Annotated in this window: 13 protein-coding genes; 4 read left to right on the top strand and 9 right to left on the bottom strand. The window is 58.6% G+C overall.

Annotation, left to right across the window (positions count from 1 at the left end; genetic code table 11):
* Position 1: 1 nt before the first annotated feature.
* Positions 2-940, top strand: coding sequence for an MlaD family protein (locus J2Y56_RS06275; protein ID WP_007948158.1), 939 nt, complete (start codon positions 2-4; stop codon positions 938-940).
* Positions 937-1,563: an ABC-type transport auxiliary lipoprotein family protein gene (locus J2Y56_RS06270; RefSeq protein ID WP_007948159.1), complete on the top strand. Its 627-nt coding sequence runs from the start codon at positions 937-939 to the stop codon at positions 1,561-1,563. Before J2Y56_RS06275 ends, J2Y56_RS06270 begins: the two co-directional genes overlap by 4 nt.
* Positions 1,564-1,898: 335 nt before the next feature.
* Here J2Y56_RS06270 and J2Y56_RS06265 read toward each other — a convergent pair whose 3' ends face one another.
* The 5 genes from J2Y56_RS06265 to J2Y56_RS06245 form a co-directional block, all read right to left on the bottom strand.
* Positions 1,899-3,128 carry a nucleoside recognition domain-containing protein gene (locus J2Y56_RS06265; protein ID WP_007947962.1) on the bottom strand — a complete coding sequence of 410 codons (1,230 nt, stop codon included), beginning with the start codon at positions 3,126-3,128 and terminating at the stop codon, positions 1,899-1,901.
* A 144-nt stretch (positions 3,129-3,272) separates the two neighbouring features.
* Positions 3,273-4,604 (bottom strand): glutamate/aspartate:proton symporter GltP, encoded by a 1,332-nt coding sequence (gene gltP, locus J2Y56_RS06260; RefSeq protein WP_007947961.1) that lies wholly within the window; start codon positions 4,602-4,604, stop codon positions 3,273-3,275.
* 702 nt (positions 4,605-5,306) lie between these two features.
* Positions 5,307-5,771 carry an inhibitor of vertebrate lysozyme family protein gene (locus J2Y56_RS06255; protein ID WP_007947960.1) on the bottom strand — a complete coding sequence of 155 codons (465 nt, stop codon included), beginning with the start codon at positions 5,769-5,771 and terminating at the stop codon, positions 5,307-5,309.
* Positions 5,772-5,773: 2 nt separating this feature from the next.
* The gene (locus J2Y56_RS06250; protein WP_003177151.1) at positions 5,774-5,938 is read right to left on the bottom strand and encodes a DUF1328 domain-containing protein; all 165 of its coding nucleotides are present in this window, start codon (positions 5,936-5,938) and stop codon (positions 5,774-5,776) included.
* A gap of 83 nt (positions 5,939-6,021) precedes the next feature.
* A complete protein-coding gene (locus J2Y56_RS06245) occupies positions 6,022-6,309 on the bottom strand; it encodes a hypothetical protein (RefSeq protein WP_310349256.1) in 288 nt (95 codons plus the stop codon).
* Between the two features lie 439 nt (positions 6,310-6,748).
* Here J2Y56_RS06245 and algB point away from each other — a divergent pair, with 439 nt between their 5' ends.
* The gene (algB, locus tag J2Y56_RS06240; protein ID WP_007947958.1) at positions 6,749-8,095 is read left to right on the top strand and encodes a sigma-54-dependent response regulator transcription factor AlgB; all 1,347 of its coding nucleotides are present in this window, start codon (positions 6,749-6,751) and stop codon (positions 8,093-8,095) included.
* A gap of 10 nt (positions 8,096-8,105) precedes the next feature.
* Positions 8,106-9,896 carry a KinB sensor domain-containing domain gene (locus tag J2Y56_RS06235; protein ID WP_150779531.1) on the top strand — a complete coding sequence of 597 codons (1,791 nt, stop codon included), beginning with the start codon at positions 8,106-8,108 and terminating at the stop codon, positions 9,894-9,896.
* 7 nt (positions 9,897-9,903) lie between these two features.
* On the opposite strand, the gene J2Y56_RS06230 is transcribed toward J2Y56_RS06235, so the two are convergent.
* The 4 genes from J2Y56_RS06230 to J2Y56_RS06215 form a co-directional block, all read right to left on the bottom strand.
* Complete coding sequence (locus J2Y56_RS06230) at positions 9,904-11,517, bottom strand: EAL domain-containing protein (RefSeq protein WP_033049581.1); 1,614 nt, start codon at positions 11,515-11,517, stop codon at positions 9,904-9,906.
* A 75-nt stretch (positions 11,518-11,592) separates the two neighbouring features.
* Positions 11,593-12,372 carry an N-acetylmuramoyl-L-alanine amidase gene (locus J2Y56_RS06225; RefSeq protein WP_310333294.1) on the bottom strand — a complete coding sequence of 260 codons (780 nt, stop codon included), beginning with the start codon at positions 12,370-12,372 and terminating at the stop codon, positions 11,593-11,595.
* Between the two features lie 101 nt (positions 12,373-12,473).
* Positions 12,474-14,435 carry a diguanylate cyclase gene (locus J2Y56_RS06220; protein WP_310333293.1) on the bottom strand — a complete coding sequence of 654 codons (1,962 nt, stop codon included), beginning with the start codon at positions 14,433-14,435 and terminating at the stop codon, positions 12,474-12,476.
* The gene (locus J2Y56_RS06215; protein ID WP_150779528.1) at positions 14,432-15,310 is read right to left on the bottom strand and encodes an endonuclease/exonuclease/phosphatase family protein; all 879 of its coding nucleotides are present in this window, start codon (positions 15,308-15,310) and stop codon (positions 14,432-14,434) included. Before J2Y56_RS06215 ends, J2Y56_RS06220 begins: the two co-directional genes overlap by 4 nt.
* Position 15,311: the final 1 nt, after the last annotated feature.

The raw sequence follows: 15,311 nt of genomic DNA, 5'->3' as shown, positions 1-15,311 counted from the left end.
CATGGAAACCCGAGCCCATCATGTATTGATCGGCCTGTTCACCGTGATTGTGGTGACGGGCGCCCTGCTCTTCGGCTTGTGGCTGGCCAAGTCCAGCGTCGACACCGAGTTCAAGGATTACGAAGTCGTCTTCAACGAAGCGGTCAGCGGCCTGTCCAAGGGCAGCTCGGTGCAGTACAGCGGGATCAAGGTCGGCGACGTGGTGACATTGCGTCTGGACCCGAAAGACCCGCGCCGGGTGCTGGCGCGTATTCGCCTGGGCGGTGACACCCCGGTCAAGGAAGACACCAGGGCAAAACTGGCACTGACCGGGGTCACCGGGACCTCGATCATCCAGCTCAGCGGCGGCACGCCTCAGAGCCCGGAGCTCAAGGGCAAGGACGGACAGCTGCCGACCATCGTCGCCTCGCCCTCGCCTATCGCCGTCTTGCTCAATGACAGCAACGAGTTGATATCCGGCGTGAACACGCTGATGCATAACGCCAATCTGTTGTTTTCCGCGGAAAACATCGAGCGCATCAGCAGCACTCTGGAGCACTTGGAGCAAACCACCGGGACGATTGCCGATCAGCGTGGCGATATTCGTCAGGCGATGCAGCAACTGGCATCGGTCGGCAAGCAAGCCAACAACATGCTGGAGCAAACCACGGCGCTGATGCGCAATGCCAACGGACTGCTCAATGACCATGGCAAGCAGGCGTTGGGCAGCGCCGAGCAGGCGATGAAATCGCTGGAGCAGAGCAGCACGACAATCAACAAGCTGCTCGCCACCAATCAGGAGTCGCTCAACAGCGGCATGCAGGGCCTCAATGGCCTGGCCCCGGCGATTCGCGAACTGCGCGAAACCCTGACTTCGTTGCGCGTCATCTCTCAACGCCTGGAGGAAAACCCCAGCGGTTACCTGCTGGGCCGTGAAAAGAACAAGGAATTCACGCCATGAAGCTGACTCGTATCGCCCTCCTCGCCGGCTTCACGCTGATCAGTTCGTGCTCGATTCTGCCCAAGGCTGAGGTCTTCGATGTCTACCGATTGCCTTCGGCCCAAAGCAACGCAGCGGTCAGTCATGGCACGCCGCAACGCTGGTCGCTGCGCCTGAACAAACTCCAGGCCAGCGACGCGTTGAACAGCCCGAACATCGCGGTGATTCCCCAAGGCGATCTGATCGTCAGCTACAAGGGCTCACGCTGGAGCGACCCGGCACCGGTGCTGCTGCGTAATCGTCTGCTGGACGGCTTCCAGCGGGACGGTCGGGTGCCGTTGTTGAGCACCGATGACAGCATTTTCCAGACAGACCTGGAGCTGGGTGGCCAGTTGCGGGCGTTTCAGACCGAGTATCAGGGCTCGACCGCTAGCGTGGTCGTGAGCCTGGATGCCTTGCTGGTACGCGGTTATGACCAGCGAATCCTCGCCAGCAGACGCTTCGAAGTACGCCAGCCATTGAGCGATGTGAAGGTGCCCGCAGTAGTCGCCGGGTTCGGCCAGGCGAGCGACCAGTTGACGGCGCAAGTGGTGAATTGGGCGGTTGAGCAAGGGCAGAAAGTGGCGTTGCCACCGCGACCTTAAAGCCACAGGAGATCCCTGTGGGAGCGGCGGTGCGACGATTCGACTTGCCCGCGATTTGGCAGCACAGTCGACATCAACGTTGAATGTTCCACCGCTATCGCGGGCAAGCCCTAATGCCAGTCAGTTAAGCCGAACCGCACTTTGTAGCAGCTGGCGAAGCCTGCGTTCGGCTGCGCAGCAGTCGTGAAATTAGCCGATGCGGTGTTTCAGGTAGACCGCAAGCTCATGTTTTACGACTGCTACGCAGCCGAACGCAGGCTTCGCCAGCTGCTACGGTCCGCGTTAAGGCTTAACTGATCGGCATTAGGGCAAGCCCGCTCCCACAGGTTTTTTTGTTAGCCGAAGAACCAATAGCAAACCCCGATGGCGCCCAGAACCCCGGCCAGTTCTGCCAGCAACGCACACCCTACCGCATGCCGCGCGCGCTGGATGCCCACCGCGCCGAAATACACCGCCAGTACATAGAACGTGGTTTCGGTGCTGCCCTGAATCGTGGCGGCCACCAGAGCCGGGAAGCTGTCTACCCCGGACGTTTTCATGGTCTCGATCAGCATTGCCCGAGCGGCACTGCCGGAGAACGGTTTGACCATCGCCGTCGGCAGCGCATCGACGAAGCGCGTATCCCAACCGGCCCACTCCACCAGATGTCGAATCCCGTCCAGGCCGAAGTCCAGCGCGCCGGAGGCCCGCAGCACGCCCACCGCGCAGAGCATCGCCACCAGGTACGGCAGCAGGTTCTTGGCCACGTCGAAGCCTTCTTTGGCGCCTTCGACGAATGCTTCGTAGACCTTCACTTTGCGCAACGCGCCGATGATCAGAAACACCATGATCAGCCCGAATAGCGTCAGGTTGCCGAGGATCGATGACAGGCTCGCCAGAGCGGTCGCGGAGAGCGTCGCCAGCAATGCCATGAAGGCACCGAGGGCCAAGGCGCCGGGAATCATGTAGGCCAGCACCACCGGGTCCCACAGGCGCAGACGCTGCATGACCGCCACCGACAACAGACCGACCAGGGTCGAGCAACTGGTCGCCAGCAGGATCGGCAGGAATACGAGGGTCGGATCGGGCGCGCCTTGCTGGGCGCGGTACATGAAGATCGTCACCGGCAGCAGGGTCAGGGAGGAGGCGTTGAGCACCAGGAACAGGATTTGCGCATTGCTGGCCACGGTAGCGCTGGGATTGAGCTCTTGCAGAGCCTTCATTGCCTTGAGGCCGATCGGCGTGGCGGCGTTGTCCAGGCCCAGGCCGTTGGCGGCGAAGTTCAGGGTGATCAGGCCGATGGCCGGGTGACCCGGTGGCACTTCCGGCATCAGGCGCAGGAACAACGGCCCCAGCGCTTTGGCCAGCCACTCGACGATGCCGGCCTTCTCGGCGATCCGCAGAAAACCCAGCCAGAGAGTGAGGGTGCCGAACAGCAGAACCATGACCTCCACCGACAATTTCGCCATGGCGAAAATACTCTCCACCATCGCCGCGAAGATCCCGGCGTTGCCGCCGATCAGCCATTGCGCCAGCGCCGAAACGGCAGCCACGATGAAGAAGCCAAGCCACAGGCCATTAAGCATCAGTCAAATCCCCCGGAAGATGCGGCGAATGATAACGGGGTCGCCAGAAACGACAAACCCCGGATTTCTCCGGGGTTTGATTGGTACTGCATCGGGGCCTTGGTGAACCCATTTCTAAGGGCTGGCCGCTCCCACAGGTTTGCGTTAGTTCTTGGAAATCTCGCCGGCTGGCAGTTTTTCCTTGCTGCGCCAGTGCGGCAGGGAATTCCAGTAGCGCTGACCCTTGGCGTCGTCGTACATGCCTTCCCAACGTGCGATAACCAGCACGGCGAGGGCGTTGCCGATCACGTTCAGCGCGGTACGGGCCATGTCCATGATGCGGTCGACACCAGCGATGAACGCCAGACCTTCCAGCGGAATACCGACGCTGCCCAACGTGGCCAGCAACACCACGAAGGACACACCCGGTACACCGGCGATGCCTTTTGAGGTGACCATCAGGGTGAGCACCAGCAGCAGCTGCTGGCTGATGGACAAGTCGATGCCGTACAGCTGGGCAATGAAGATGGCCGCGATGCTCTGGTACAGGGTCGAGCCGTCGAGGTTGAACGAATAACCGGTCGGCACCACAAAGCTGCAAATGGCTTTCGGCGCGCCGTAGGCTTCCATCTTCTCGATCACGCGCGGCAGCACGGTTTCCGAGCTGGCGGTGGAGTAGGCCAGCACCAGCTCATCCTTGAAGATGCGGATCAGCTTGATCACCGAGAAGCCGAACAGGCGAGCGATCAGGCCCAGCACCACAAAGGCAAAGAACGCGATGGCGAAGTAAACCAGCACCACCAGCTTGGCCAGCGGCAGCAGCGAGGCGAAACCGAAGTTGGCCACGGTCACCGCGATCAGTGCAAATACGCCGATCGGGGCGTAGTTCATGATCATGTGGGTGACTTTGAACATGCTTTCCGACACGCCCTGGAACATCTTCACCAGCGGCTCGCGCAGGTCCGATTGCAGGCTCGACAGACCGAGGCCGAACAACACGGAGAAGAAGATGATCGGCAGCATCTCGCCGCGAACCATGGCCGCGAAGATGTTCGACGGGATCAGGTTGAGGATGGTCTGGATGAACGCGTGCTCATGCTGAACCTCGGCAGCGGTGGCCTGGTACTTGGAGATATCCACGGTACCGAGGGTGCTCATGTCGATGCCGCTGCCCGGATGGAACAGGTTGGCCAACACCAGACCCACCAGAATGGCGATGGTGGTGACAATCTCGAAGTAGATGATGGTCTTCAGACCGATGCGACCGAGTTTCTTGGCGTCGCCGACGCCAGCAATGCCAACGATCAGCGAGGAGATGACGATCGGGATCACGATCATCTTGATCAGACGGATAAAGATATCGCCTGCCGGTTGCAGGACATTGCTGATCCACCAGGCTTTTTCGGCACTGAAATGGTTGAGCAGCGCACCGATTGCAATCCCCAATACCAGACCGATGACGATCTGCCAGGCGAGGCTAAGCTTTGCCTTCTTCATATCTTTACCCTTACTTGCGTTTGACTCAGGCAGAAACAGGCACTGGAACGCTTGTGGCGAAAAAGTGCGTGCATCTGCCCCCGTATAAGGAGCCCCGGAGCGCTTGTTATGGCTCTCTGGCAGGCGAAAAAAGGCGCAACTATTCCCATGCAAGGAAGCAACGTCTAATGCCGTAAATGCCTACCCTATGCCGAATCGGCATGAGCCTTTCTAAATGAAACGGGAGTCTCAACCGGTTTTGATACGACATTTCGGCAGCTAAAAGTACCGTGAACCGGCCATTTCAGCGGCGGTCGGGTATTTTGAGAACGAACGACACGGGACTAAAACTTGAGATAAAACCTACGTTTAGCCGCGAAAAATCGCTGTCATACGTAGGCATCTTTCTCGATATACGGTCGCAAGGAAACACCGCGAAATGCTTTTTGCGGAAAGGTAGCAGAAGAAGCATAGCGGCAATTGAGCAGAACGCTCATGGAGACTGCTTTAGCGAGTGAAGCTCTCCGCAAATCCGCCGAGTCCTGTGACCCGGCGAACTTGCGTCGCAGCTTTGCCTGACCCGGCCCTTGCGCAGGTACTCCCTGTACCCGTAGGTCACTCCGACCCTGGAACAGTCAGAACGTCCCGACCCCATGGTCATGCGTCTACCTTCCTCGGGTAGCGCAGTGGAAAGAAGCATGTTGCTTCCTTCATTTGACGAATTCAGTACCAGTTCGGATCTTTCTTCAGCTGTTCCATCAGCAAGCCCTGCATGCCCTGGTCCGGTTTGCCAAGGAAGCGGTAGTTGGCATGTCGCGTCGGCGACTTGTCGGCCGGCAGTCCTGCGGGCACTTCGACCAGCATGGCGTAGGCGTCTTCCTTGTCGAAACTGAAGGCCACAATCAAGCGCTCGTTCTGGCAGGTCGGTTGCGTTTGGCACAGCGGCCCGACCAGATATTTGTGGCCATTCTCTTCCACAGCAGTCATTTGCTCGGCATCACCAGACAGGTTCATGACCCATTCAGGCAAGCGTTCTTCCTTCTTGACTACGTGTTGCCATGTTTCACGGTATTGCGGGTCCGTAGTGAGCAATCCATTGACCCGCATCTGGCCATCATTGGCCGCCATCGCCATGGCACTACCGCCCAGAAGCAGGGCGGCTGCCAGTGTCTTAAACAGAACGCTCATGTTCACCCTCGACCGCGACGGCCAAAGAAGAAGGAAGCAATGAACATCACCAGGAACACGACAAAGAGAATCTTGGCGATACCCGTGGCGGTGCCCGCGATACCACCGAAGCCCAGCACTGCGGCGATGATGGCAATGATCAAGAATGTGATTGCCCAGCTCAACATGGTGATTCTCCTTACGCTTCATTAATTAGAGGTGTCACTTGTGGTGCTTGTCCCGGCGCAAGGAGCACGCCAAGTTCGGTTAACTAAAATACCCAGCGCTCCTGACGCGGCATCTCATCCAAAGGCTGCGCCTGGTCGACGTCCATCATCCGCATGGGGGCGATGTCGGTGAGGTTGCTGCTGGCGGCACTGAAGTGGGTTTGGGTCGGATGTTGAATCGACAGGTGTGGCGCCTCTGGCTGCTGGCTCTGCTCCCAGCGAAAGAACTGCTGGCCGGCGATCAATGTGATCAGCATTGCCAGTACAGCAAACAAGCCTTGCTGGATATGCAGCGGCGAGATATGCAGTTGGGCGGCACGGTAGCGAGTCATCCTGAAGCTCCTCCCACTTTGGTGGTGATCTTGTTAGAGGGCGTCGTATGGAAATGCCCTGATTACCCAGACCATTGCAGCGTGCATGCCAGTTTTTTTGAGCGAATAAAAACTAACAAAATCAATAAGTTATAAGTATTTGAAAAATCGTCCGCGACGCATCCTGCACGATGCTCCCTCCATGCTCGTGCGAAATGCACGATAAATTCAGGGGTGTCTGGAATTTTTTTGAATTGCGTGGCGCACGCAGATGTCAGAAAGGGAGGCGAGCATTCGCCTGAATTCGATTTTTATCTAAAAACCCATGCAATTCAGTCAATTAAGCAGCGCAGCAGCAGATAGCTACCCGACTGGCGCTGGAATGGATCAGAATCGACCATGCAACTTGCCCGATTTGTTCGGGACTAACCAAGATCAAACTTTAAAGGAGCGCAGGAACATGGAATCAGCCACGGTGCATCAAGGCCGCATTCTGCTGGTGGATGATGAGTCCGCTATCCTGCGAACCTTCCGCTATTGCCTCGAAGACGAAGGCTATAGCGTTTCCACCGCGACCAGCGCGGCCCAGGCCGATGCCTTGTTGCAGCGCCAAGTGTTCGATCTGTGCTTTCTTGATTTACGTCTGGGTGAGGACAATGGCCTGGATGTTCTGGCGCAAATGCGCATCCAGGCGCCATGGATGCGGGTGGTGATCGTTACCGCACACTCGGCCGTGGACACTGCTGTCGATGCGATTCAGGCGGGGGCCGCCGACTACCTCGTCAAGCCATGCAGTCCCGATCAATTGCGTCTGGCCACCGCTAAGCAGCTGGAAGTGCGACAACTGTCCGCCCGCCTGGAAGCCCTTGAAGGTGAAGTGCGTAAACCCAAGGATGGTCTGGACTCCCACAGTCCGGCCATGAAAGTGGTGCTCGAAACCGCCCGCCAGGTTGCCGGTACCGATGCCAACATTCTGATTCTGGGCGAGTCCGGCACCGGTAAAGGTGAACTGTCCCAAGCCATTCACGGCTGGAGCAAGCGTCAGAAGAAATCCTGCGTCACGATCAACTGCCCGTCCCTGACCGCTGAACTCATGGAAAGCGAACTCTTCGGTCACAGTCGTGGTGCCTTCACCGGTGCCAGCGAAAGCACGCTGGGGCGCGTCAATCAGGCCGACGGCGGAACGCTGTTTCTCGACGAGATCGGCGATTTTCCTCTCACATTGCAACCTAAATTGCTGCGATTCATTCAGGACAAGGAGTACGAGCGAGTCGGTGATCCAGTGACCCGCCGCGCCGATGTGCGCATTCTCGCCGCGACAAACCTGAACCTTGAAGACATGGTGCGCGACGGGCGATTCCGCGAGGATTTGCTCTATCGCCTGAACGTCATCACCTTGCACCTGCCACCGCTGCGCGAACGCCGTGAAGATATCCTCAACCTGGCCGATCGCTTTCTCGCCCGCTTCGTCAAAGAGTACGCGCGCCCGGCCCGTGCCTTCAGCGATGAAGCCCGTGAGGCGCTCCTGGGTTATCGCTGGCCCGGCAACATTCGCGAGTTGCGTAACGTGGTGGAGCGGGCGAGCATTATTTGTCCGCAGGAGCGGGTTGAGATCAGCCACTTGGGCATGGCCGAAACCCCGGTTAACAATGCACCGCGCATTGGCGCGGCGTTGAGCCTGGATGAATTGGAAAAAGCTCACATCGGTGCAGTACTCGCCACGGCGGATACACTGGATCAGGCGGCAAAGACCTTGGGCATTGATGCCTCGACGCTGTACCGCAAACGCAAGCAATACAACTTGTGAGCTGTAACCGATGAAACTGGCGATGAAGCTGCGTACTCGGCTGTTCCTGAGTATTTCCGCACTGATCACCGTGGCGCTGCTCGGGCTTTTGCTCGGGCTGGTCAGCGTGATGCAGATGGCCGGCTCCCAGGAAGCGCTCGTTCGCAACAACTTCGCCACCCTCGACCTGGGGCTGAAACTGCGTCAGACCCTGGGTGATCAATTGATGGTCATGGTCAGCGAGAAGCCCGATCCCGTCAGATTCGAGTCGGCGAGGCAGCATTACATCCAGTTGCTCGATGAAGGCATCGCCCTCGAACAATCCGGCAATGGCGGCCCATACGGGTTTGAACAGGCCAAGGACGACTATCTGGATTTTCTCCAGGCCTACGGCCAGGCCTCTGACCCGGCCAAGGTGTTGAGTGGCAACGAAGCGCTCACGGAAAAATTCAACACGTTGCGCAACGGTCTACTCACAGAACACAAACGTGCGCTGGATAACATCACTGACACCGAGCGCCAGTCTCGGGAGCGCGCATTGCTGGTGGCTGGCCTGCTGGGGTTGGTGGGATTGGCGGTGTTGATCATTGGATTTGTGACGGCCCACGCGATTGCCCGGCGTTTTGGTGAGCCTATCGAAGCTTTGGCCCACGCCGCCGACAATATCGGCCAGGGCAATTTCGAGGTAACCCTGCCGATTTCGTCCGCCGTGGAACTGAACCTTCTGACCAAGCGCTTCGGGATCATGGCCGAGGCATTGCGCGAGCACCAGGCCACCAACATCGACGAACTGCTCGCCGGTCAACAACGCCTGCAAGCGGTGCTCGACAGCATCGACGACGGCTTGTTGATGATCGATCGTGAAGGCCATCTTGAACACCTCAATCCGGTAGCTCAACGTCAACTGGGTTGGGACACCGATCGCCTGGGCCAGGGCCTGGGCGCGGCCCTTGAACGTCCGGAACTGGATGAACAGCTGCAACTGGTGCTGCGTGGCGGCACGCTGGAGCGTGCGCCGGAAGATTTGAGTATCGAGGTCGATGGTGAGTCGAGGTTGCTGACCTACAGCCTGACGCCGGTCATCCATACCCAAGGTCATATTCTTGGCGCGGTGATGGTGTTACATGACGTCACCGAACAGCGGGCATTCGAACGGGTACGCAGCGAGTTTGTCCTGCGGGCTTCCCATGAGCTGCGAACACCGGTCACTGGCATGCACATGGCTTTCGGTCTGTTTCGCGAGCGGGCGAAATTTCCACAGGATTCCCGCGAAGCGGACCTGCTGGATACCGTCAACGAAGAAATGCAGCGCTTGATGCAGTTGATCAACGACCTGCTGAATTTCTCTCGCTACCAGAACGGATTGCAGAAACTGTCCCTGGCGCCATGTTCCATCGAGGATCTGCTGACGCAGGCCCATGCTCGCTTTGCAGATGCCGCGACAGAGCAGGGCATCGAATTGCGGGTAGAAGTGCAGGGGCCATTGCCCCGGTTGCAGGCCGATCAACCGCAACTCGACCGGGTGCTCGACAACCTCATCGACAACGCTTTGCGCCATACCGCGCGGGAAGGGTTGATTCGGTTGCAGGCCCGGCGCCATGGCGAGCGGGTGATTATCAGTGTCGAGGACAACGGCGAAGGGATTGCCTATGGGCAGCAAGGGCGAATCTTTGAGCCCTTTGTCCAGGTTGGCCGCAAGAAAGGGGGGGCCGGGCTGGGTTTGGCACTGTGCAAGGAAATCGTGCAATTGCACGGTGGGCGGATGGGTGTCTATTCGCGGCCGGGGCAGGGTACGCAGTTCTACATGGCACTGGCGGTATAAGCCGTTTTCACGCCTCGTCATTTACGCGTCGGCCAGCCTTTCGCCGACCGCGGGTAATCAGTTCGATGAACTGCACGGAGCTCAAGGCGTGGGCGAACAGCCAACCTTGACCGAACTTCACCCCTTCGCTGCATAGAAACGCGGCTTGCGCTTCATGTTCGATGCCCTCGGCGATCACTTTGAGTTGCAGTGCTTGTGCCATGTGGATGATGTGCGGTGCGACGCCGCTGCTGGCGGCGTCATGGCCCAGAGCATCGATAAACGCCTTGTCGATCTTCAGGCAATCCACCGGCAAGGTTTGCAGGTAGGCGAGGCTGCAATAGCCAGTGCCAAAGTCATCGATCAGCACTTGATGCCCGACATCGCGCAACGCTTGCAGGTTTTCCCGGGCCACCACCACATCAATCAATCCCCGCTCTGTCACTTCGAAGGCAATCTGCTGCGCGGCGACCCGGTGCAGGGTCAGCAGGCGGGCCATTACTTGACCGATACGCGGCACCATTACATCGCATGCAGCGAGATTGACCGAGATGTACAACTGCGGGTTAGCGCGTAGCAGTTGCCCCAATTGTTCGAGCAGGCGTTGCAGCACGAAGTCGGTCATTTGCCGGATCTGGCCGGTGTTTTCCGCCATCGGGATAAACAGGTCGGGGCTGGTCAATGTGCCGTCTGGCCTTCGCCAGCGCAGCAACGCTTCGGCACCGACACAGTTGCGGCTGTCGAGATCGAAGATCGGTTGATAAAGCACCTGCAGCTCGCCTCGTCGTATGGCGCCGTGCAGTTCGGCGTCCAGCGACTGGCGTTGGCGCACCAGCAGAAACACCAGAAAACCCACAATCACCCCCAGCATCAGACTGGCAGGAAGCAGCCACCACCACACCGCTGGCACGTGCATGACCGTGCGCGGTGTGATCAATACCAATTGGTATTCCGGATTGTTGGTCGGCATGTGGTAAATCAAGCGGGTTTGCGTGACTTGCAGTGCGTCGCGACTTTTGGGGACCCAGGATTCCGTCGGTGGCCAGACTTGGGCTGCACCCAATACGGGAATCGCGCGCGTTCCGCGGTCCAGCACCACTAGCAGGCTGCTTCCAGGCGTCAAGTCGACCATGTCGGTCAAATGTCCGCGAGACGTTGCCACCCGGAAATTTCCCCTTCCAAGCATCAGCGCGGCACGGTTTTCATCGGGTTCGGTGGTGGTGTTCAGCCAATAGCTGTAGGTGGGGCCTTTGATGTCGGGAGGTCGCAGCAGCGAAAGCCCTTCCCGACGAGGACGGTTGGAGCACAAGCGTGAATCATCGACGTAAGCCGCTTCGTAAACGAAGCGGTAGTTGAAGCTGACCTGTTGCAACGTTGCGATCAATTCGGCATCGCAGCCTCGAAGTGGCTGGGATTCGAGGTCGTCGAGGCTTTCGCGTAGCTGCCCGAATAGCTGTTCCAGGCGGGCGAGAAAACGCTCGCCCTGAGCGTTCATTTCCTGGCTTTCGTTCTGTTCAACCTGATGCATCGCCACGAACAGACTGCCGGCGATCAACAAGGTCGCGCTCAGGGCAGCCGCCAGCATCGCCAAAAACCAGGGACGATAGAACCAGCTACGTAGTGTCTCGCGCTCTACAGCCATCATTGATATCCGAAGAATTACCAATGAGTTATAGCTGCTGATTGGGAAAAAGCCCTTACTGTCGGACGGGCGCCATTAATTTGTCTGATTCACGACTTGCAGGATTGCAGCTGATTCAGCGTCCGGCGTGCCGTCGAAGCGGGTAGGGCGAAAGTGCAACTGAAAGGCCGCCAACACATGGCGCGTCGCTACATCCAGTTCACCGGTTTGTGGGGTGTCATAACCCAGTTTGGCCAGTTGTCCCTGAAACCAGCTGATGCTCGGCAGTTGTGCTGCGAATTGGGCTTGCTGGCGCGCTACGGCTTGCTCGTTGGGCCACACGCCTATGCCTTCGGCGGCCAGGCGTTTCCATGGGAATAGCGGACCGGGGTCGAGCTTGCGCATTGGCGCGATGTCACTATGGCCGATGATGGCGCGAGGATGGATGTTGTAACGCGTGCTGATGTCTTTGAGCAGGAAGATCAACGATTGCACTTGATCCTCGCTGTAGGGGTACCAGACGCGTCCGGTGGGGGTGTCTTTGAAGCCCGGGTTGACGATTTCGATACCGATGGAGCTGGAGTTCAGCCAGGTCCTGCCTTGCCATTCGCTTTCGCCCGCGTGCCAGGCGCGATATTGCTCGTCCATCAGCTTATAGATGGTGGCGCCCTTGTCGTCGCCAATGAGGTAATGGCTGCTGACTTCGCCATGGGTCAACAACTGCAGTGAGCGCTCCAGCGAGGCGTTGGTGTAATGCAACACCACGAACTGAATGCGACTGTCGTAGTTTCTCGAAGCGTGGCTGGTGTCGATACGGGGGCCGCTGGCACAACCGGCCAACAGCAGCAGAGACGCGATGAGAGCTAGATATTTCATGGCAAGTCTGTACACACAAGACAGTAATGCAACAGTGTAACGTACTGCTTTGAGTGCCGACGGCAAATGCGCTGTTTTCAACAAAATGGAACAAATGGCCGTTAGCCGGCCTCTACTCGATTGCGCCCGGCATTTTTGGCGCGATACAGCGCCTGATCGGCTCTTTTGAGGGCCATATCGCTATTTTCATCGGGTTTAAGCGCCGTAAAGCCCATGGAAATAGTGATTGTTACGCGCTCACCTTTAAAGTGAAATGGGCAAGCCTCGATCGAGGCGCGCAGGGTTTCCAGCAGTTTTGCACCGACTGCCGGCACGGTGCCGGGCATCAGAAGCACAAACTCCTCGCCACCAAATCGCGCGACGAAATCGGTACCGCGCAGGCGCTTGCGCATCACGTTGGCGATGATCTTCAGCACTTTGTCGCCTGCCAGGTGGCCATAGTTGTCGTTAATACGTTTGAAGTGATCGAGATCGAGCATGGCCAGCAACAAGGTATTGCCGTGCCGCTGCCATTGGCCGACTTCGTGATCCAGGCGTTCGCTCCACGCGGCTCGATTGGGCAGGGCGGTGAGCGGATCGATCAACGCTTTCTGGCGCTGCTCTTCAAGGTGCTTCCGATAACCCTGCGCTTCCTGCTCCATGTGCGCCACCCGCTCCGCCAGGCTGTGTAACCGTGCTGCGACCGCTTGTTCACGCTCATCGCGCTGCTTCTGGTGGTGATCCATGGTGCCAAGCAGGCCTTCCAGATGATTCTCCAGAACGAGTTTGAGGTCGTCCAGGTCCGCCGCTTCCTGCATGCTGCTGTGCAAGCCATCGACCTGTTCGCGGATCTGCGTATCCATCTGCCGCGCCGCAGAGCGGCTGTCGGCGTGCCCTTCGCTGGCCGCCTTCAAGTTGCTCTGGAAGGATTCCAGGCGTTCATTGAGTTGCTGTAAATAGGCTTCGAATTCGTGCTCGCCGCCGTGGTTTATCGCCAACATCAGGGTCGCTAGATCGTCGAGGATCGGAATCAGCTCATACCAGTTCAAACCATGTTGAAGGCGATCCCGCATCGCTTCCGCTTGGGGTCGGTGGCGTTCCGGTAATGTCAAATCGTCGAGCAGGCCGAGCAGTGTGTCTTCGATGTGTTTGGCGACAGAGCTGTAGGACGGCTCCGGTGAGTCAGGCAAGGCGTAGAGGAAGTGCTCTGGTTCGCTGTGCTCAGGATCAATGGTCGTAAATGCCGGGGTCAGCTCATCGGGATTGATTGCCGGTTGGATCGCAATGACGGGGGCGAGGAAGGGAAGGGTGGGCTCTTCCTGGTGTTCATTGTCCGACGCTGTTTGTGGTTCTGGAGCTGGCGTCCAGGCGGCGACTGCTTCAAGGGCGGGCGGGACAAGTGCTACCACTTCACAGGCGGGTGCCACTAGTTGTGTAACTGACGGCCGGTCCTCACTCGATGCGTGATCGACATGTGCAATTTCGGCAGCGGGCTCCACAGGTTGCGCAGCCGTGGTGTGAACGGAAGGTGCGATGACCTGTGACACTTCCTCGTCAGCTTCGCGGCTGCCGAACAGTCTCTGCAGAAAACCGGGCCGGTCAGGTTCGGCTGGGGTCTCCAACTGGTTCAAGGCCTTGCCTTGCAGGCCGCTTAGTTCGCTGAGCAGCAACGGAATTTCGCGGGCCTGACTGACTCTACCCTCGAGTTTTTTGGCAAAGCTCTTGAGTGGTCGGCTCACTTCCCGAGGCAGCGGCAATGATTGCAGTTGCGAGACCAGCGCTGTCAGTGCGGCGCTGGTCTGACTGATTCGGGTTTCCCGGCGCTTTTCGGAATCGAGCACGGCTTTTTCAAGTCGCGGCAGCAGGGCGGCCAAGGCGGCGTCCATGTCATCGGTGCGCACGACTTCGCGCATCTCTTTCATGCATTGGTCGACGGCGCGGTCGGTACCCTCAGCCGCCAGAGTGCTACGCACCAGCCCACGGCGCAGCAGGTCAAGCCGGGCGTCCCAGCGACGTTCAAGCTTTTCCTGTTGTTCGATGTTTTTGAGGTACTTCTCTTTCCAGCGCTGTGTTTCGTCGCTCATTCATGGGGTCCGCGAGGGGCAGGGCTCAACGCGGGTAATGCATCTGCCGTGAGCGAACCCGGCAGACGAATCTCTACCGCGACCGGCAGGTGATCGGAAATGGGCTGTGCCAGGACCTGGACCTTTTCAAGGGTCAGCGTCGGGCTTAGCAGAATATGGTCCAGGCAGCGTTGTGGGCGCCAGCTAGGGAATGTCGCTTCCAATTGCGGCGCGAGCAGGCCGAGGTCACGCAACGGGGAGTTTTGCAGCAAGTCGCTGGCATGGGTATTCATGTCGCCCATCAGCACTTGGTGTTTATAGCCGCCGATCAACTCGCGGATGTAAGCCAGTTGGAGGCTGCGCACGCGAGCGCCCAGCGCCAGATGCATCATGACCACCACCAAGGCCTCCGGACCTTCACCGAAGCGCACCAGAATCGCTCCGCGACCCTTGGGGCCCGGTAGCGGGTGATCTTCAATGACCCATGGGCGCATACGGCTGAGCACGCCATTGCTGTGCTGACCGAGGCGACCGAGGTTGCGATTGAGCTGTTGATACCAGTAGGGGAAGGCGCCGAGTTGCGCCAGGTGTTCGACTTGATTGACGTAGCCTGATCGCAGGCTGCCGCCATCGGCTTCCTGCAAGGCGACCAGATCGAAGTCGCCCAGCAGGTTGCCGATTTTTTGCAGATTGTCGGCACGCCCGGTGTGCGGCAACAAGTGTTGCCAGCCTCGGGTCAGGTAGTGCCGATACCGCTCGGTACTGATGCCGACCTGGATATTAAAACTGAGCAAGCGCAGTCGACTGTCTGCGGGCAAGCCCGTCGACTCCAGGTGATGTTCGTTGACCCGTGGATCATGCAGGCCAACAACGCGTTCAGTTCCCCAGCGGCGCATG

Source organism: Pseudomonas sp. BE134 (assembly GCF_031456105.1).
In the GTDB taxonomy this organism is placed as follows: Bacteria; Pseudomonadota; Gammaproteobacteria; order Pseudomonadales; family Pseudomonadaceae; genus Aquipseudomonas.
Note: the sequence above shows the minus strand (reverse complement) of the source record. Positions and strands in the feature narration are given on the sequence as shown.